18 protein-coding genes are annotated in these 18,702 nt (G+C 54.6%); 9 read left to right on the top strand and 9 right to left on the bottom strand.

The features are described 5' to 3' along the window. The first annotated feature begins 162 nt into the window (after positions 1–162). Genes PCI15_RS19580 through PCI15_RS19565 form a run of 4 tightly spaced genes read left to right on the top strand, consistent with a single transcriptional unit; the run spans position 163 to position 2,710 of the window. Complete coding sequence (locus PCI15_RS19580) at positions 163–564, top strand: ketosteroid isomerase-related protein (RefSeq protein WP_271271596.1); 402 nt, start codon at positions 163–165, stop codon at positions 562–564. A gap of 33 nt (positions 565–597) precedes the next feature. Further along, on the top strand, positions 598–2,094 hold the full coding sequence (locus tag PCI15_RS19575; RefSeq protein ID WP_271271595.1) for a carbon-nitrogen hydrolase family protein: 1,497 nt from the start codon (positions 598–600) through the stop codon (positions 2,092–2,094). A gap of 30 nt (positions 2,095–2,124) precedes the next feature. Then, positions 2,125–2,400, top strand: a complete 276-nt coding sequence (locus PCI15_RS19570; protein WP_271271594.1) for a type II toxin-antitoxin system RelE/ParE family toxin — start codon at positions 2,125–2,127, stop codon at positions 2,398–2,400. 16 nt (positions 2,401–2,416) lie between these two features. Beyond that, positions 2,417–2,710 (top strand): HigA family addiction module antitoxin, encoded by a 294-nt coding sequence (locus PCI15_RS19565; RefSeq protein WP_271271593.1) that lies wholly within the window; start codon positions 2,417–2,419, stop codon positions 2,708–2,710. A 9-nt stretch (positions 2,711–2,719) separates the two neighbouring features. On the opposite strand, the gene PCI15_RS19560 is transcribed toward PCI15_RS19565, so the two are convergent. Further along, positions 2,720–3,208, bottom strand: a complete 489-nt coding sequence (locus PCI15_RS19560; protein WP_271271592.1) for a hypothetical protein — start codon at positions 3,206–3,208, stop codon at positions 2,720–2,722. A gap of 103 nt (positions 3,209–3,311) precedes the next feature. Then, on the bottom strand, positions 3,312–4,526 hold the full coding sequence (locus PCI15_RS19555) for an MFS transporter (RefSeq protein WP_271271591.1): 1,215 nt from the start codon (positions 4,524–4,526) through the stop codon (positions 3,312–3,314). A 114-nt stretch (positions 4,527–4,640) separates the two neighbouring features. On the opposite strand from PCI15_RS19555, the gene PCI15_RS19550 reads away from it, so the two are divergent. Next, on the top strand, positions 4,641–5,570 hold the full coding sequence (locus PCI15_RS19550) for a LysR substrate-binding domain-containing protein (RefSeq protein WP_271271590.1): 930 nt from the start codon (positions 4,641–4,643) through the stop codon (positions 5,568–5,570). Positions 5,571–5,666: 96 nt separating this feature from the next. Here the strand turns inward: PCI15_RS19550 and PCI15_RS19545 are convergent, their stop codons facing one another. From PCI15_RS19545 to PCI15_RS19530, 4 genes are all read right to left on the bottom strand, one after another. Then, complete coding sequence (locus PCI15_RS19545; RefSeq protein WP_271271589.1) at positions 5,667–6,989, bottom strand: ABC transporter permease; 1,323 nt, start codon at positions 6,987–6,989, stop codon at positions 5,667–5,669. Between the two features lies 1 nt (position 6,990). Further along, complete coding sequence (locus PCI15_RS19540; RefSeq protein WP_271271588.1) at positions 6,991–7,806, bottom strand: ATP-binding cassette domain-containing protein; 816 nt, start codon at positions 7,804–7,806, stop codon at positions 6,991–6,993. 80 nt (positions 7,807–7,886) lie between these two features. Then, positions 7,887–8,894 carry a taurine ABC transporter substrate-binding protein gene (locus PCI15_RS19535; RefSeq protein ID WP_271271587.1) on the bottom strand — a complete coding sequence of 336 codons (1,008 nt, stop codon included), beginning with the start codon at positions 8,892–8,894 and terminating at the stop codon, positions 7,887–7,889. A 173-nt stretch (positions 8,895–9,067) separates the two neighbouring features. After that, on the bottom strand, positions 9,068–11,488 hold the full coding sequence (locus PCI15_RS19530) for a GcvT family protein (RefSeq protein ID WP_271271586.1): 2,421 nt from the start codon (positions 11,486–11,488) through the stop codon (positions 9,068–9,070). A gap of 142 nt (positions 11,489–11,630) precedes the next feature. Here PCI15_RS19530 and PCI15_RS19525 point away from each other — a divergent pair, with 142 nt between their 5' ends. After that, positions 11,631–12,536, top strand: coding sequence for a LysR family transcriptional regulator (locus PCI15_RS19525; RefSeq protein WP_271271585.1), 906 nt, complete (start codon positions 11,631–11,633; stop codon positions 12,534–12,536). Here PCI15_RS19525 and PCI15_RS19520 read toward each other — a convergent pair. Both PCI15_RS19520 and PCI15_RS19515 read right to left on the bottom strand, forming a co-directional pair. Beyond that, complete coding sequence (locus PCI15_RS19520) at positions 12,508–13,407, bottom strand: DMT family transporter (protein WP_271271584.1); 900 nt, start codon at positions 13,405–13,407, stop codon at positions 12,508–12,510. The genes PCI15_RS19525 and PCI15_RS19520 overlap by 29 nt on opposite strands. Positions 13,408–13,490: 83 nt before the next feature. Next, the gene (locus tag PCI15_RS19515) at positions 13,491–13,856 is read right to left on the bottom strand and encodes an MmcQ/YjbR family DNA-binding protein (RefSeq protein WP_271271583.1); all 366 of its coding nucleotides are present in this window, start codon (positions 13,854–13,856) and stop codon (positions 13,491–13,493) included. Between the two features lie 193 nt (positions 13,857–14,049). Between PCI15_RS19515 and PCI15_RS19510 the strand changes: the two genes are divergently transcribed. Continuing rightward, positions 14,050–15,546 (top strand): hypothetical protein, encoded by a 1,497-nt coding sequence (locus PCI15_RS19510; protein ID WP_271271582.1) that lies wholly within the window; start codon positions 14,050–14,052, stop codon positions 15,544–15,546. Between the two features lie 116 nt (positions 15,547–15,662). Then, positions 15,663–16,448 carry a sulfite exporter TauE/SafE family protein gene (locus PCI15_RS19505; protein WP_271271581.1) on the top strand — a complete coding sequence of 262 codons (786 nt, stop codon included), beginning with the start codon at positions 15,663–15,665 and terminating at the stop codon, positions 16,446–16,448. 31 nt (positions 16,449–16,479) lie between these two features. On the opposite strand, the gene PCI15_RS19500 is transcribed toward PCI15_RS19505, so the two are convergent. Further along, the gene (locus PCI15_RS19500; RefSeq protein ID WP_271271580.1) at positions 16,480–17,124 is read right to left on the bottom strand and encodes an HAD family hydrolase; all 645 of its coding nucleotides are present in this window, start codon (positions 17,122–17,124) and stop codon (positions 16,480–16,482) included. Between the two features lie 239 nt (positions 17,125–17,363). Here PCI15_RS19500 and PCI15_RS19495 point away from each other — a divergent pair, with 239 nt between their 5' ends. Beyond that, on the top strand, positions 17,364–18,641 hold the full coding sequence (locus PCI15_RS19495; RefSeq protein ID WP_271271579.1) for a cystathionine gamma-synthase family protein: 1,278 nt from the start codon (positions 17,364–17,366) through the stop codon (positions 18,639–18,641). Positions 18,642–18,702 lie beyond the last annotated feature (61 nt).

Genomic DNA, 18,702 nt, shown 5'->3' with positions numbered 1-18,702 from the left:
TCTGGTCACTGACTTTTCCCTGAGATTAGCAGTTTAGCCATGTGGATCAAGTGGTTAATGTTCAGATACTGACCCATGTCGCATCGGGGTATGGTGTCTGCAGCGGAAATCATTAGAGTGATTGGCAGCAAGGTTAATCACTTTCCGACAGGAGTATAAAAGATGCAGACTCAGGCACTGATCGAAGCCTATTATGCGGCGTTTAACCGCGGTGATATGGATGCGTTTCTGGCGTTACTGACCGACGACGTACGGCATGGCATTAATCAGGGTGGCACTGAAGTGGGCAAAGAAGCCTTTGCCCGTTTTATGGATAAAATGAACGCCCATTACAAAGAGCAACTGACCGATATAGTTGTCATGGTATCCGCCGATGGCAGCCGGGCCGCTGCTGAGTTTGTGGTACACGGGGAGTACCTGAGTACGGACGAAGGTTTACCGGCTGCCAACGGACAGACGTATGTATTGCCTGCCGGGGCATTCTTTGAAATCAGAGAGGGTAAAGTCGACCGCATCAGCAATTATTATAATCTGGAAGACTGGATTGCCCAGGTGAACCTGTAATCTTTCTTTCCGGTTTCAGGAGTTAAGACAGGCATGGCAGAACTGACCATAGAGCGGTACAGCGGCGCTGCGTTGCAACGGTTCATTCCGGCAGTTGCAGCCCTGCGCATAGAAGTCTTCCGGGCGTTTCCTTATCTTTATGCCGGCAGTGAAGCCTATGAAGCGGAATATCTGCAAACCTATGTGGACAGCCCCGGCGCTGTGGTGGTGATCGCCCGGGACGGTAAACAGGTCGTCGGCGCATCCACCGGCCTGCCACTGGCGGCCGAATGTGAAGCCTTTCGCCGGCCTTTCGACGCGGCCGGTTACCCGGTGGATAACATCTTTTACTGTGCCGAATCCGTTTTGTTGCCGTCATACCGGGGGCAAGGTATCGGCGTGGCTTTTTTTGATCAGCGGATCGCCCATGCCCGGGATATCGGCGCTTTTGACTGGCTGACCTTCTGTGCGGTACAACGGCCGGAGGATCATCCTTTACGCCCGGCAGATTACCAGCCGCTCGACAGCTTCTGGCAGAAACGTGGCTTCACTCAGGCTGAAGGGCTGACCACTGAATTCAGCTGGCAGGATATTGATCAGGCGGAAGAAACCGCCAAGCTTATGCAGTTCTGGATGCGGAAAATGCCCGCAGGAGATACCTTACGAATGACAATACGTTCAGTTCAAATCGCTACCGCGCAGTACGATATCGGTTATTTTGAAAGCTTTGAGGCCTACCGTCAGAAAGTGATTCGCTGGGTGGAAGAGGCGCGGGAAAACGGTGCTCAGCTGCTGGTGTTTCCTGAATATGCCTGTATGGAACTGACCTCTCTGTTCGCTGAGCCGCTGCGGCAGAACATCAGCGATCAGCTAGTAGCCTATCAGGATCTTCATGATGATTTCTGCCAACTGTATGCGGAACTGGCTGTACAGCATCAGGTGTATATTCAGCCGGGTACATTTCCGGTGGCGGATGAAGCGGGAACCGGGTATCTGAACCGGGCATACCTGTTTGGCCCGCAAGGTGAAATTGGCTATCAGGATAAGCAGATCATGACCCGCTTTGAAGATGAACACTGGCAGATTTCACCGGGTAATACGCTGAAGGTGTTCGACCTGCCGTTTGCAAAGGTGGGAATTAATATTTGTTTCGACAGTGAATTCCCGTTACTGGCCCGCCAGCAGGTAGAGGCCGGTGCTGAGCTGATTCTGGTGCCTTCCTGTACCGATACCATGGCGGGGTATTACCGGGTGCAGACCGGTTGCCGGGCTCGGGCGCTGGAGAATCAGTGCTATGTCGTACAGGCAGCGACACTGGGCGAAGCAGAGTGGTCCCCGGCGGTGGACGAAAATCACGGTGCGGCAGCGGTATACACCCCGATTGACCGGGGATTCCCCGATGACGGTATTCTCAGCATTGGCCCGGTAGATGAGCCACAGTGGGTCTATGCAGAGTTGGATTTTGACCGGCTGGCCGCGGTGCGTAAGGATGGCCAGGTGCTTAACCACCGGGACTGGGATAAGCAGTTACTGAAGAAATTTATAGTTTAATAGTGTTGCGCAACGCGCTACACTGTATGAATGATAAGATCATTTAAGCACAAGGGATTGCAGATCTTTTTCGAAACCGGTATCACACGTGGCATTCAACCACGGCATGCTAAAAAATTAAGGATGCAACTTGCTGCAATAGATACCGCTCAGGTTATCGAAGATATTGATCTTCCGGGTTACCGGCTCCATCCTCTTAAGGGAACCAGAAAAGGAATCTGGTCTGTGACGGTTAACGGTAACTGGCGTCTGACTTTTAAGTTTGAAGACGGTCATGCCTTTATTCTGAACTATGAAGGTTGTTAATGAGAAAGAGGCACTGATGATTATGCATAACCCACCACATCCCGGCAGTTTTATTTATGCTACTTATATGGAACCGTATGGCATCAGTTGCCGGAATCTTGCTCAGCATCTGGATGTGGCAGCATCAACCCTGAACCGTGTTCTGAAAGGTAACAGCGGTATCAGTCCTGAAATGGCTTTACGGCTCAGTAAAACCCTTGGCCGCTCTCCGCAAAGCTGGCTGGAAATGCAACATAACTTTGATCTCTGGCAGGCGAGTACACAGGTTCGGCTGGAACGGGTACAAAAACTGGACTTGTCCGCTGTCTGATACCCTCCCTCAAAAGTCATCATCAATGGCTTCCTGCAGTTCTTCCGCCAGTGCCGGAAAGTCTTTCCCGTAGAAGGCTTTTTCCTGTTTGGTGAAATGGCCGCCTTCAATGTAATAGTCCCGGCTTGTAGTGCCGTTGCTGACAGTGACCCACAGGTGGGTCTGATAGGAGGTAGCGTCATCCGCCCGGGCAAGCACGTTCGCGGTACCACGCACGACCCAACTGACAGGCTGATATCCCAGCTTCCAGTCTTCTTCCCGTTTCAGGGCTGTCACTTTGATACTGACCGGCGCATCCGGTTGTTCTGCGGTGTAATAAATATCTTCCAGATGCCGGTTCAGGGCACGGATTTCACCGTTAAGCATTGAACGGGCCGACATTTCCAGCGCATCGGGGGAGTAAGTTACGGCGTGCACCCGGGTTTGTGGTTGTGGCGGCTGAGTATTCATACAGGCGCTGAGGAGGAAAACTGAGGTTAGGCTAAGTAACAGGCGCATGGTGTTATTCCGGCAGATATATACAGGCAGTGTAGATGTGACCTGCGGCCCGGGAAAAGATTTCATTCGCTGTTTCTGTAATGACACTGAAAATTGCCGGCGATCAGGTCGCCGGCCGGTACTGCTGCAAACGTGCGGGGGTGATTGGCAGGTGTATAAACGCAGCAAATAATCCCAGTGCAGCACTGATGATCAGCGCCAGATCGTATGAGCCTGTTGCATCAAAAATAAGCCCGCCCCACCAACTGCCGAAAAAAGCGCCGATCTGATGGCTGAACATCACAAAGCCAAACAGGGAGGCGAGATTTTTCGGACCAAAGATCCTCGCTACCGTGCCGCTGGTCAGTGGCACCGTTGATAACCACAACACGCCCATGATCACGGAGAACAGATAGAACAGAGTTTCACTGGCCGGCACCACTAACAGCAACATGATCAGACAGGCCCTTAACCAGTAGATCAGTGACAGTAACCAGGGTTTATGCCAGCGGTCACCTGCCCAGCCCGCCAGAATGACGCCGGCCACGTTTGCCAGCCCGATCAGCGCAATGGATTCAGAAGCAACTGATGCAGGCAGGCCGCAATAGGCTACGATTCCCGACATATGTACCGACAAGAATGCAATGTGAAAGCCGCAGACAAAGAAGCCAAGATTCAGTAGCTGATAATCCCGTACTTTAAAAGCTGCTCCGATACTGCGCCAGTCAACCGGCTGAGCAGCGGGCGCGGCGGCGGATGTGTCTGCCTGTGCAGGCGGTAACAGGGCCCGGGAAAACAATACGATCAGTATGATACTGCTGGCAAAGATCAGAAAAATTTCCGACCAGTTGAAGGCGGCATCTATCTGTCCCAGCGCAAAGGCGTAGAGAAACTGCCCCAGCGAACCGCCGGCACTGGCGACGCCCAGTGCAAAGGTACGGTTATGCTCGGCAAAGCGTTTACCCACTGCAGCCAGGGCTAACGGGTAAGTCGTGGCTCCCACGCCGACCCCGATCAGCAAGGCATTGCCCGCGAAGAACATCCAGCCGCTGCTGGCCAGCGCTGCCAGTACCATACCGGCGGCATAGAGCAGGGCGCCAACCGACATAACGCGGAACAGGCCGTAGCGTTCTGCCAGTAATCCGGCGAAGGGGGCAACGGCACCCCAGAGCAGATTTTGTATGGCAAAGCCAAAAGAGAGTTCTGCCCGGGGCAGGTTAAGATCCAGACTGATTTCCGGCAGCATGATGCCGGTGGTCTGGCGAATACCCATGTTAACGGCCAGTATGATTGCTGCTGCAGCAACTACAAACCAGGGGCTGGAGAGAATCCGGTTCATTGCTTAAGGCGTTCCTGAATCTGATGGTTGGGTTGAGTTGCTGGCTATCCTGACGCAAAGATGTAATGCTGACAAACGATTAATAGCCCCGTTACAGAATAGAAAATCTCTCTTATGAATACTGCGCCGATTAAAGCCATTCATTACTTCTGTGTGGCTGCCCGCCACATGAGTTTTAAAGCGGCGGCTGAAGAGTTGTCGGTTACTCCCGGCGCGGTCAGCCAGCAGGTGAAGGTGCTGGAGCGCTGGCTGGGGGCTGCGCTGTTTGAACGTGGCACCCGGGTGATTCGTCTGACCCGCATGGGGGAAGATTATTTCAAGCGGGTTGGTCACCAGCTGAATGAATTACTGGGGGTCAGCCATTCTATATCCCGTCAGTCCGGGCGGCGGCAGGTAAAGCTGGCATTACCGCCGGGGTTTGCTCAGCAGTGTTTTGCGCCGGCGTTAGCGGCGTTTTTCAGGCGTTATCCCCAGTTGGAGCTGCAAACCAATGTCTCTGTATTACCGGAGGCGCTCAGTGGTGAAAGTAATGAACTGGCGGTACGGCACCTGAGTGCGCCGGCCCCCGGACTGGTCTGTGAAAAATTACAGGACGTATGTCTGATGCCGGTGTGTTCGGCTGAATATCTGGCAACTCATCCCGGGCTGCAGGCAAAGCAGCAGCAAGTTGCAGAAGGGAATAACCGTTATCAGCCGGCTGATGTCAGCACTGACAGTTGCCTTATTTATAACCAGCAACAACCGGACTGGCATAAAGTGTACCCGTTACTGGGCATTAACCCGGACCGGGAACGGGCATACCACTGTAATACCAGCGTCAATGTACTGGATGCCGTGCGACATCATGTGGGCATTGGCCTGCTGGAAAGTTCGCTGATTGAACGGGAGCTTGCCAGTGGAGAACTGAGGGGCCTGTTAGCCAGTCCATTGCCTGCCAGCCGGCATATGTACGTGGTATACAGCGATCAGGTGCTGCTCAGCGATGAAGCGCTTATCGTGAAAGACTGGTTACTGGACACTTTTGGCCAGTATCCGCAGGTCTGAATGCCAGTTCGAAAAGTGCGTGTATAAAAAAAGGGGCCTGCATAGCAGAACCCCTTTACCCATTGGCAACCTTTAATCCACAGGCCTGTTTGCCCGTTAGCTCTTACCTTTCCATGGCACCAGACGGTCTTCGGCTTTACGCATCAGGATTTCGATGCTGTAACCGATGATGCCGATGATCACGATGCCCATGATGACGATGTCTGTCTGCTGGAACTTAGATGCGGCGATGATCATCTTACCGGCGCCTTTCTCGGCGGCGACCAGCTCAGCAGCGACTACAGTGCCCCAGCAAACCCCCATGGCGACACGGGCGCCGGTGAAAATTTCCGGTAACGAGTTTGGCAGTATGACTTTGGCCAGTACCTGACGCTTGGATGCTCCCAGTGAATAAGCGGCGTGTACCTTGGTGATATTCACCCCGGATACCCCGGCCCGGGCGGCAATCGTCATGATCCACAGGGAGGCGAGGAAGAGCAGGCTGATCTTGCCCTGTTCCCAGATACCGAACCAGATAATAACCAGCGGGATCAGTGCCAGTGGCGGCACCGGGCGCATGAATTCAACGATCGGGTCGAACCAGCCGCGCAGCCAGCCGTTCAGGCCCATGGCGAAGCCCAGCGGAATGCCAAACAGGCAGCCCAGCAGGAAGCCAATCACCACCCGGGTCATCGACCAGCCAACGTTCTGGGCCAGCGATACATTCTGATAGCCTTCTACCGCGATGCTGATGATTTTTTCAACCACGGCTTCCGGCGCAGGCAGCCAGATGGCTTCCATCTGCCAGCCCGGATCCGGTGTGAACGACAGACTGCCCTTGGCGGTCATCCTTACGGTGCCGTGATCCACATTCAGTGTGGCACCGGGGCTGATCGGCTGGCTGTCCACATGGGTGACTTTGTAACCCGGCTGATCACCGCCCTGATCATTTTTCTGCGCCTTAAGCAATTTACTACGGGAGACCGGTACGATGAGCTGATCATCGTTAGCGAATCCCTGCGCCGTGTTCAGGTTGAAGTTCTGTGCCGGGGTGTCGGCGTCTTTAACCTGTACATGCACAGTGGCCAGCGCGGTTTCGCCGTTGGCATTTTCTGCTGTGTAGGTGAAGCTGGTATTGCCGCTGTACGGGCCGGGCACATGCAGGGGCACAATTTTTGAACCGGTAAATACACCCCAGATCAGGAAGATGGTAATCACGGCCAGTACCGAGGCGACCCGGTTGGCGGTGACGGCACTTTCATCCCCGAAGGTGACGGTTTTTCGGCTGGTGAAATCTGCATGTTGCGGGCGGAACTGCGAGACCAGGCTGAACGCCATGTAACAGAAGCCGCTGATCCCCACATACAGGGAGAAGATGATTGCGATGCCGACCGCCAGAGACAGGGTGTCGGCGCTGAGTGCGAGAAATTCCTGCCACATATTAAGCCTCCTTACGGCCCATGATTTCTTCTTCCATATCCCAGATCATGCCGAGAATTTCTTCACGCTTAACGGCAAAATCAGGATGCTTCTTGACCTCACGCAGATCGGCGCGGGCGCCCAGTTCTGCGAAGGGTAGCTGATATTCTTTATGAATACGGCCCGGACGCGGCGCCATTACCAGCAGGCGTTCACCCAGTAAAAGGGCTTCTTCCACCGAGTGGGTGATGAGGATGATGGTCTTGCCGGTTTTCTTCCAGATATCCAGTACCAGGCTTTGCATTTTTTCCCGGGTCAGGGCATCCAGTGCACCGAGGGGTTCGTCCATCAGGATGACGTCCGGGTCGTTAGCCAGGCAGCGGGCCAGCGCGACCCGCTGCTGCATACCGCCTGAGAGTTCATAAATCATTTTTTCGCCAAAGGCATGCAGGCCGACGATTTCCAGCAGCTCGTCGACTCTGGCGTTAATCGTGGTTTCATCGGTGCCTTTCATCCGTGGGCCAAAACCGATGTTCTCCCGGACACTCATCCATTCGAACAGGGCGCCCTGCTGGAAAACCATGCCCCGTTCCCGGCCGGGGCCGAGCACTTCGGTATCAGGGGCATCGTCGTGGCTGAGGATGACATGCCCGGAAGTCGGGGCCAGAAAGCCCGCAAGAATATTGAGCAAGGTACTTTTGCCGCAGCCGGATGGCCCCAGAACGGACATCAGCTCACCTTTTTTCAACTCCAGATTGATGTTCTTAAGCGCTTCAACGGCGCTGCCATCTGGCAGATCGAAGGTCATGCAGACGGCATTTATTTTTAATCCTGACATGGTGATTTCACTTCTACAGATTCAACAGAGGGCAAGCCACGGTACTCAGTATCTCTGAGCACCGTGGCAGTACCGCTTGATCACAGCTGGCTGCTGGCATGCAGGTAGGATGCATCCACCGCTTCGTCATAAGACGCGCGGGCCTGCGGGATCGTGCCCTGTTTAGTGAAGAAGTCCGCGACTTCCTTGAGGAATACCTGCAGATCACCTCCCAGCCATGCCTGGCTTAGCTGCTGATCCCGGGCCGGGAAACTGAAGCCTGCCAGGGTACTGCTGGCAGAGGCATCATCCATGCCGGCGGCTTTGGCAATGGTCGGTAACATGGCGGCCGGTTCCTGCTTGTAACGGCTGTTCATGTCTGCGGTGACGTCGAGGAATTTAGCCACCAGTTCAGGGTGCTCATCACCGAAGCTGGCAGGAATAACCGTGGCGTCGAATACCTTGATACCGATGGCTTCTTTTTCCGCGCCGGTGAGCAGAACGTTACCGTGTTCTTTCATGCGCTTGAGCGCACCGCCCCAGCCACACACCATATCCAGATTGCCGTTCGCAAAAGCGGCTGCCGCATCAGGTGGGGCCATGTCGACGACCTTCATGCCCGCGGTATCCACGCCGAAGTATTCCATCTGTTTCAGGAAACCGTAGTGGGCTGCGGTGCCTATCGGTACGCCTACTTCTTTGCCGGCCAGTTCTTTGGCGTTGGTTTTGTCGATTTCCAGGTCTTCACGGACCACGCAGTTGTCATTTTCTGAGTAGGCAACGGCTACGTCGATAATTTGCAGATCCTGCCCGGCAGATGCTGCGACTACGAATGGCGGAATACCCTGTGAAAAGGAAATCTGAACGTCGCCGGATGCCATGGCAGCAGACATCGCCGTGCCGGAATCAAAGGCTACCCAGTTGATCTTTACGCCCATGGCATCTTCATAGGCCTGGGTGCTCTGGGCATAGAGGTTAGGCGTTGGCCACTCAAGGAAGTAAGCCACGGTGATTTCATCACGGGCCTGGGCGGTGGTGCTCAGGGCAGCAGTCAGTGCGGCACCCAGCAGGGTGTGTTTCAGTACGGTTTTGGTCTTCTGGTGTTGCATAGGTACTCCATTTTTAAAAGTGCAGATTCAGTGCCTACAGCGGGCTAAATCCGGTGTTATTGTTATTTTCAACTTCGTGTCTGGATGGTGTTATGTGCTCCTTCAGGTTGGGGTTGGGGTCTGTAAAAAAGGAAAAAACCCCGGCCGGGCCGGGGAATCAGGAGTTGCTCGGGTTATGCTTTCAGTCGGGCGTTGCTCGGGTCGTAGGCACAGCCTTTGATCCGGCGTGCCGGATAGGTGTTGCCCAGAACCTTCACGCTCAACTCAGCGTCTAAAGCGGAACGGCGTACATAGGCCAGTGCCAGGCTTTGCTGGATACGGTGGCCATAACCACCGGAACTGACCTGGCCGACAATTTCACCGTTGCAGTACACCGGCTCCATACCGGTGCTGGCGTCTACATCCGTGGTATCAATGCTCAGCAGCACCAGACGGTGCTCGTCGTCGCCACGGGATGCCTGCAGGGCCGCTTTGCCTTCAAACTCACGGCCTTCGGTTTTCACGAAGTAGCTGAGGTTGGCTTCACGGCTGTTGAATTCCAGATTCAGGTCGTGGCCCCACATCGGATAGCCTTTTTCCAGTCGCAGGCTGTCCATGGCGCGCAGGCCGAAATCGCCGATGCCGTGGGCCGCGCCGGCTTCCATCAGGGCATCGTACAGCGCCAACTGATGTTCAATCGGGTGGTGCAGTTCCCAACCCAGCTCGCCGACGAAGTTCATCCGCAGGGCGCGAACCGGTACGCCGGCCACTTCAATTTGCTGGCCGGTGAACCATGGGAAGCTGTCGTTATCCAGCGGTGTATCGGTCAGTTTGGACAGAATATGGCGGGCTTCAGGGCCTGCCAGCACCAGCGTGCCGTAGTCACGGGTGATGTTATCCAGCTGCACGGAGTTATCTGTTGGCAAGCGCTGGCGCAGCCAATCTTCAACCAGCAGTTCTGCGGCAGCAGGGGCCATGATGTAGTAGTGCTGATCCGCCAGTTTGGTGATTGAGTATTCCCAGGCAATGCCACCGTTACGGCTCAGCGGATGAGACAGGGTGATCGCGCCAACTTCCTGTGGTGTCTGGTTAGGGGAAATGGATTCCAGCCAGTTGTAGGCACCGCCGCCGCTGATCTCAAACTTGGTAAACGGCGACAGGTCGATGACCCCGGCGTTTTCCTGAACCCGGCGACATTCTTCAGCCACGGCCTCAAACCAGTTACCCCGGCGGAAGCTGTGTACTTCTTTGGCAGGCTGGCCGTCAGGGGCAAACCAACTGGCCCGTTCCCAACCGAAATAGGCACCACAAACCGCGTTTTTCTGTTGCTGACGCAGCAGGGCCGGCACGGATTTCTGATCCCGCATGGCCGGACGCATGGCGTATTCGTTGGCATAACCCAACTGGTATTCGTTGGCATACACTTCAGTGGCTTTGGCCACGGTGTATTCATGGTTGGCATAGTCACCGAAACGGCGCGGATCCAGTTCGAAGAAGTCCAGTTCCGGATGGCCGTCCACAATCCACTGGGCCATGAAGTGACCGGCACCGCCGCCCTGTACGATACCGAAGTTGAACCCGGTACAGACGAAGTAGTTGTCATAGCCGTGAACCGGACCGATCAGCGGGTGGCCGTCCGGGGTGTAGGTAATCGGGCCGTTCACCACGGTCTTGATACCGGCAGTGCCGATCATTTCGATCTGCTCCATGGCGGTACACATGATGTCTTCGATCCGGTCCAGATCCGGAGCCAGCAGTTCCTGACCAAAGGCAGCCGGTACACCGTCGGTTGCCCATGGGATCCCGCCCGGCTCATACGGGCCAAGGATCAGACCCTTACCTTCCTGGCGCAGGTAGTAAGACACGTCCGGGTCACGCAGCATCGGAATCATGTGATCCAGCTTTTCCAGTTCCGGCACGTTATCGGTCACCACAAACTGGTGTTCCATTGAACACATAGGTAACTGGTGGCCGACCATTTCAGCCACTTCGTTGGCCCGGAAACCGGCGGCGTTGACGATGATGCCGGCGTCGATGACGCCTTTGGCGGTGGTGACTTTCCAGCGGCCGTTCGGTTGCTGCTCGATGCTTTCCACCGGGTTCTGACGCACGATAGTTGCACCGGCGGCACGGGCACGGCTGGCCATGGCGTTGGTGATGGTGGTCGGGTCGATGTGGCCGTCATCCGGATCCCACATGCCGCCCAGCAGGCCTTCGGTATTCAGGTGCGGGTACAGTTCTTTCAGGCGGTCGGTGTCGACCATTTCCAGGCGCAGGCCGGCCAGCTCACCCATGGCAACGACCCGTTCAAATTCGTCCATACGGTCCTGGGTGTGGGCCAGACGAACTGCACCGGTCTGGTGGTGGGAAACACCGCCTTCGTTTTCCTGCTGCAGTTTTGCATACAGGCTGATGCTGTATTGCTGCAGTTTCATGATGTTGTAGCTGTTGCTGAAGTGGGGCAGGTTACCGGCAGCGTGCCAGGTGGAACCGGCTGTCAGTTCCAGTTTTTCGGTCAGCATGACGTCTGTCCAGCCCATCTGAGTCAGATGGTAGAGGGTGCTGACGCCGGCGATGCCGCCGCCGATGATTAATACATCAGTGGTGTTCTTCATTGTTATTTTAATCCTGTTTGTGGTGCATGGTCCGGTGGTTCGATAAAGCCTCTCGCCACTTGTTGACCGGATGATTCCATGCTAAATATCCCTTTATCTCCAAACAAACGATTTAAAACTTGCTAATTAATAAGCTCTTCTTATGGATAAATTACTGACTTCAAAAATTCAGCTGAACTGGCTGCGGACATTTGCCACCGTGGGCACCTGCCTGAGTTTCACCCGGGCGGCAGCCGAGCTGCATATGAGCCAGTCGGCGGTCAGTCAGCAAATGCAGTTGCTGGAACATCATCTGGGGCAGCAGTTGTTCATCCGGGCGAAGCGTTCGGTACAGCTCAGTGATGCCGGCAAGGCGTTTCTGCCGCTGGTGGAAGAGAATCTGAAACAGCTGAATATCGGGGCGGCAAAGATATTTTCCCCCCGGGAAAATGCCACGGTGGATGTCAGTGTGAACAGTGCCTTCAGTGTGCTGTGGATGGGGCCGAGGCTGCACAGTTTTACGGCGATTTTCCCGCAGATATCGATCCGGCAACTGGGGACCAACTGGTCCAGTGATTTTGAGATATCCACCGCTGAGCTGGAGATCCGTTATGGTTCGGGCAGTTGGGAAGGCTTTACCACTGAGCGCCTGATCACCCCACGGCTGCGGCCTTACTGCAGCCATGAGAATGCCCGCTGGATACGTCAGCCGGAGGACATTTTGTCAATGACATTGCTGGATGTAATCGGCACGCCCAAGGGCTGGGAAGCCTGGTGCGAAGGGCATCAGCTGGATATCCGTCAGGCCCGCAGCCTGCAGTATATGGACAGTCACGGCACTGCCGTCTCGATGACTGCGAATGGGCTGGGAATGTGTCTGATGTACGATGAGCTGATGCAGCACGGAGTACTGGCACAGCAAATGACGGCCCCGTTTGCCGACAGCATTGCTACCGAAGGCAGTTATTACCTGTGCTACCGCAGCGGTAAGGCATTGTCTGAAGGGGCGCGCTATTTTGCCGACTGGCTATTGGAAGAAATCAGCTATCCTTCCCGCTATCCCCGCTAAGGGCTGCCTGTGCGGCGGCTTTGTCAGAGCGTTTTTTATGGTAATAGATGCCCATGCCGGCCAGCGTCACCGCGGCGCTCAGCAGCTGCACGCCGGAGAGCACTTCATCCAGCAGCAGGAAGGCGAAGATCATGGTGAATAACGGCTGTAACAGGGTGATATGCACAATCCGGTTAATGCCGTGCTGGTTGATGATGGCAAACCACAGGTAGTAGCCGATAATCGATGAGAAAATTACCATGTATACCACGGTAAGCATCACCGGCAGGGTTATCTGTGAGACCACATCCATGCTGTGACCGGCGAGGTAATAGCCGAAGAAACACGCCGGCGCGGTGATGAGTCCGATCCAGAACTGCAGGCTGAGCAGGGGGACATCTTCCAGTCGGCGGATGATGATATTGGTCATTGCCCAGCAGATCATCGACGTAACGATAATCAGGGTTCCCAGGGTTAAATCCACTGAGCCGGTCAGCATCAGCGGGATAGCCGTGCCGGAAAACGCAATGGCGATGCCGGTGACCTGTTTCCGGCTGAGCTTTTCCATCTTCAGCAGGTAGGCCAGTAAGGATGAAATCGGTGCGCCGGTAATCACGATGATGACCGTGGTGTTACTGCTGACATAACTGGTGCCCAGGCTCAGCAGATAGAAGTGACCGACGCCCATCAGCAGGCCGATCAGCATGACGCCGGGCAATTTGTTCCAGGGAATCCGGGCGAACGGCAACAGCAACACTGCCAGCAGGGCAAAACGCAGGGTGTTCAGCAGGCTGGGCGGGATTTCGGTGACGCCGATTTTCAGGGCAACAACATTCAGCCCCCAGATAGCGGTAACGCATACGGCGGCCAGCAGCGGCATTTTAATTTGCATTGTGCGTCCTTGTCAGATCAGCCCCGTCAGTTCGAAAACGGGGGGAGCGGTATTATAGGGCCTGATTCGCCGGTAGCTATCGTTTATTTTGTCTGCGCACTGATGCTCTTCCGGGCTTTTTTGCTCAGGGTATTCAGGGCTCTGGTATAGCTGTCGTTGATCAGTATCTGCAGGTAGTCATCCGGCAGTTGGGCAACATGCACGATGCTGATCCAGTGAAAGCGGTGCATATAACGGGCGGGTTTTATGCCGGGCTGATCAGTGAGTTCAAGGTACTGTTCCGGGGTGACTTTGAGGCTGAAACGCCATTGCTCCGGTTCGCTGGTTTTGAAGTAGGCAAACTTTTTACTGCCCACTTTATACGTCAGGATATTGGCCGGTGGGCCTTTTTCGGTGGCTTCGCTGCCGGGTAATTCACTGCAAAATTGTTTCACGTCTTCCGTGTTCACGGCAGATCTCCGGTCACTGACTAATGGGCTTCATTTCAGCCTTCAGGCTGGTTGGCAGCGTTAACTGCACTATATTGATATTCGGAGCAGTTTGCATTTTAGATTTCCCGTGCTGCAGTGCAGATGCGCTCAAATATAATAAATAAAAGAAGCCAGCAGTACATAACTGCTTTGGTTTCAAGGAGTTGTTGTTATGTTATCCCGTCGTCGCTTGCTGCAGGCAGCCCCTTCCGGTCTGATTCTGAGTTCTGTGCTGGGCAGTGCTGTTGGCACTGCCATGCTGCCGCGCCGGGCACGGGCATTTTCAATTCCGGTTTCCGGAGTGGAACGGCTGACCCGCATGCTGGTGGAAACACCGCGGGCTGAGCTGATGCCGTTGCTGGTCACCAAGATTAATCAGGGGATTTTCCCCCGTTCATTACTGGCGAGCCTGACCATGGCAGCGGTACACCATGTGGAGCCTTACCCGGATGTGGGGTTTAAATACCATGCGGTGATGATGCTGTCTTCGGTGCATAACACCTTGCGGCATCTGGATGAGTCTGAGCAGTGGCTCGGGATGCTGTGGGCGGCAGATACCTTCAAACAGGCGCAGCAGCGGGATACCTTTAATGGTGACTGGCAACTGGCGGACGCGATTGACGCCAACAGTAATGATCCGCTGGGGGATTTTATCCGTGCCATGGACAGCTGGGACGGTGAAGGGGCAGATATTGCAATCAGCCAGTTAGCCGGCGAGATGGATCTGGATGAACTCTTTGCTTTGCTGTTTTATTACGGTGCCCGGGACTTCCGGGATATCGGCCATAAGACGATCACAGTGAGCAACAGTTACCGGCTGTTACGGTTATTCGGCGATGCTTATGCACAGCCAGTGCTGCGTTCTACCGTGTATGCGCTTCTGAATCATGAAGGGGAAAGTAATCCGTCCACCAGTGACCATCCGGCGGATAAGCCATGGCGGGCAAATCTGCATTTTGCCACGCTGTTTCCCCTGAGCTGGGAAGAGGGTAAGCCTGATCCTTCACTGGTGCCGGAAGTGCTTACCGCATTGCGCAGTGCCCGGGCGGATGAAACCGGTTCGCTGGTGGTGGATATGCTGCAGCAAAGTGTTGCACCACAAACCTTATGGGATGGCATTATGCTCAGTGCCGGCGAATTGCTTATCCGGGTGTCGGGCATTACCAGCGTGCATGCTAATACGTCCATAAATGCCATGCATTATGGCTATAAACGGGCGGATGATGATCAGACCAAAAGGATGCTGCTGTTGCAGGCAATGTCGTTTGTGACCCTGTTCAGGGACTTACTGGGGGACCGGCGCAAAGGCATGATGATCGATAACATGGAGCCTCTGGAAACCCTCCCTCTGGAAAATGAACAGGACACCTTCGCGGAACTGTTTGCCAGTATCAGTACTGACCGCCGGGTTGCCTCACGGCAGTTGCTGCATATTCTGCAACAGGGGGGCGAAGCGAACCGTTACCGGGCGCTGGGGCGGTTATACACAATGCAGCAGAATGCCGGATACCACGATTATAAGTTCACCGAAGCAGCCTTTGAAAACAGCTATGCCATCTCCCCGGAATGGCGCCACCGTTATCTGGCTGCCAGTGTGTATTACATGAACGGCTCCGGGGATAAACTCAATACGGTGGTCAGTGAGGCCCGCGAATTATTGCAGGCCTGACAGTACGGTTTTTAATCATCACTTTTCGTGGTTTTTTGTGTTAGATATTCTCGGGTGACGCTTTAGCGGATATCCGCTTAAATAGCCGTTTTTTACCTCTTCGGGAAACTGACTGCATGGAAGGGTTAAACGCGGAATTCTGGGGCATGACGCCACTGGTCATCGGCTATCTGTTTGCGGCGGGCATTCTTTGCGGTGCGATTAACGCCGTAGTTGGCGGAGCAACTCTGGTGGGGTTTCCGGTGCTGATCAGTGTCGGGCTGCCACCGAATGTGGCCAATGCCAGTAATTTTCTGGCCACGGTGCCGGGCTATGCGGTCGCGATCCCATTTTATATGCATGAACTGCGCAGGATGGGCCGGCGGGCCCTGCTGATCATTGCTGTCAGTGTGATCGGTGGCGGGCTTGGCTCGGTCATTCTGATTGTCAGCCCCAGTGAAATATTCATCACTCTGACACCTTATCTGCTGCTGGTGGCGACCTTGCTGTACGCCTTTGGTGGCCGGATCAATCAGTTTTTCAGTCAACGCCGCAACGGTGAAGATATGAAAGACAGCATGATGGGGCGGGTGTCGATTTTTACCTTTTCCATTTATGGCGGGTATTTCGGTGCCGGGCTGGGGATCATAATTCTGTCGATTCTGAAGATTATCGGGTATCACGATTATCATGAATCCAATGCGATCAAGAATCTGATGATTACCGCCGTCTCCCTGCTGAGCATTGCTATTTTTATTGCCGGTGGTCTTGTTTCCTGGCCGGAATCCATTGTGATGATGTGCGGGTCGGCACTGGGTGGAATAGGTGCTGCAAACTATGCCCGGCGTATTCCGCAGGATATGCTGAAAACCGCCATTGTGGTATTGGGGCTGAGCTTCTCTGCGTATTACTTTCTGAAGTAGCGGGGGCTTTCATGGCCGCAACGGAGCGGGTTTATTGCAAGGGTAAATAGGCCAGTGCCTGTTCGGTATCCTGAAAATCTTTAATCTGCTGATGATGCCGGGTGCGGTTCCCCACCAGAATGAAATTAAAGTTCAGCTGGCTGCAGGCCTGTTTGTCCCACTCGCCGTCACCGAAATAGCTCAGGCTGCCCGGCGTGTTATCGGTGCAGGCCTGTTCAAGGGCGTGCTGCATGATGACAGTGCGGGCGTGATGGTCGTTGCTGGACGCCAGTGGAATGCCAGTGACATCAATCCCCGCCGCCGCCAGTTTCAGCCGGGCGGTTTCTTCCCAGCCACCGGTGGCCAGTGACAGCCGGATGTGTGGCTGATCCTGCAGATACCGGATGAAAGCCGCAGCGCCGGGAATCTCCTTGATCCGGGTTTGTTGCAGGTGGGCGCTGATCATTTGGGTGAACAGGGTTTTCACCTGATCGTGAATGCCTTCAAAGCGGTGCTGCATACCTACCTCAGTCAGAAAATGCTGCAGCACACCGGCATCGGTGACGTGTGGATAAGTATGCCAGTCCGCGCTGAGGGTGTGGCCGGTTATTTGTTTCACTGCACGGATATAACAGTGCTCATCAAAGGCGCAGGACTCGACCAGTGTGCCGTCGATATCAAACATGATGTGGTGCATTTAAGACGCCCTGTAGGGTGAAGAGGAACCTGTTTAAGTGTTGCACAGTTTTGTGATACCTGTGTTGCAACTTTGATGGTGTGAACCGCCTGAAGAGACGGATTTTGGGGAAATGATGCGGTGTTGCTCCGGATCAGGTCATGAAACCCCTAAAACCCCGTGGATTTCGTGGCGTCAGAGCGGCGGATAGATTAGCATCATACCCTGCAGAACATTTTATTTACGGGTAGTAGTTTTTTATGGCAAAGCGCGAAGACAATGCCGCCGGTAACGGGGCGCAGACTGATCAGTATACGACGGATGTAGTGCATTTTGACCGTCGCATGGCGAATGCCAATGGCACGATTCACAGCCCGGTACATCCTTCTGTACAGTACACCTTTGAAAGTGTTGATCATCTGATCGGTGCCTTTCAGGGGCGCATTAAGGGTAATTCACCGTACGCCCGTCAGGGCACGCCGAGCACAGCTGCGCTGGAAGCCAAACTGGCCAGCATTGAAGGGGGCGTAGGGGCGGTCAGTTTTGCCACGGGTATGGCGGCAATTACCGCAGTATTTCTGACCCTGCTGAAAGCCGGCGATCATCTGATCGTATCCAAGTACCTGTTCGGGAATACCGCCAGCCTGCTGGATACGCTGGCAAACTTCGGCGTGGAAATTTCCCGCGTTGATGGCACCGATGTACAGAACGTGATTGATGCCCGTCAGGACAACACCCGTATGGTGTTCGTTGAGTCGGTGGCGAATCCGGGTACCCAGGTGGCCGATATGGTGAAAATCGGCGAATTCTGTCAGCAGGAAGAACTGGTCTACATTGTGGATAACACCATTCTGTCTGCCTGTCTGTTTAAGCCGAAGGCTGTCGGTGCGTCGATGGTTATTCACTCTCTGACCAAATCTGCTGCCGGTCAGGGCCAGGCACTGGGCGGTGTAGTGATTGATACCGGCCTGTACAACTGGGAAAACTATCCGAATATCTTTGCTAACTACCGCTCTGGCGACTCAAAAATGTGGGGCCTGATGCAGGTCCGCAAAAAAGGCCTGCGGGATATGGGCGCAACCATGAGCTCCGCGACGTCTCACCAGATCAGTCTGGGCCTTGAGACGATGGCGCTGCGGTTAGGCAAAAGCAGTGAAACCGCGCTGGCAGTGGCAGAGTTTCTGGAAAGCCATCCGCAGGTGGCGAAGGTGCATTACCCGTTCCTTAAGAGCCACCCGGCGCATGAACTGGCCACTGAACTGTTCAGCTCCGGTGCTTGGTTACTGTCTTTTGAACTGGCGGATGCCGACAGCTGTCTGGAATTTGTAGATGCCCTGCAAACCATCATGAAAGCAACCGGTCTTGGAGATTCCCGCAGCCTGATCATTCCGGTTGCGCATACAATTTTCTGGGAAATGGGGCCGGAAAAACGCCAGCAGATGAACATCGGTGACGGTATGTTGCGTCTGTCGGTGGGGCTGGAAGACAGCCAGCACCTGATCGCTGATCTGCAGCAGGCGTTTGATTCAGTCGCGTAAGATACTGCGAAGATTGTGCTGTTAAGAAAAACCGGTTGTGGGTCACAACCGGTTTTTTTGT

The sequence above is a fragment of the Aliamphritea hakodatensis genome, from assembly GCF_024347195.1.
GTDB lineage: Bacteria > Pseudomonadota > Gammaproteobacteria > Pseudomonadales > Balneatricaceae > Amphritea > Amphritea hakodatensis.
This window is presented reverse-complemented; position numbering and strand designations above follow the sequence as displayed.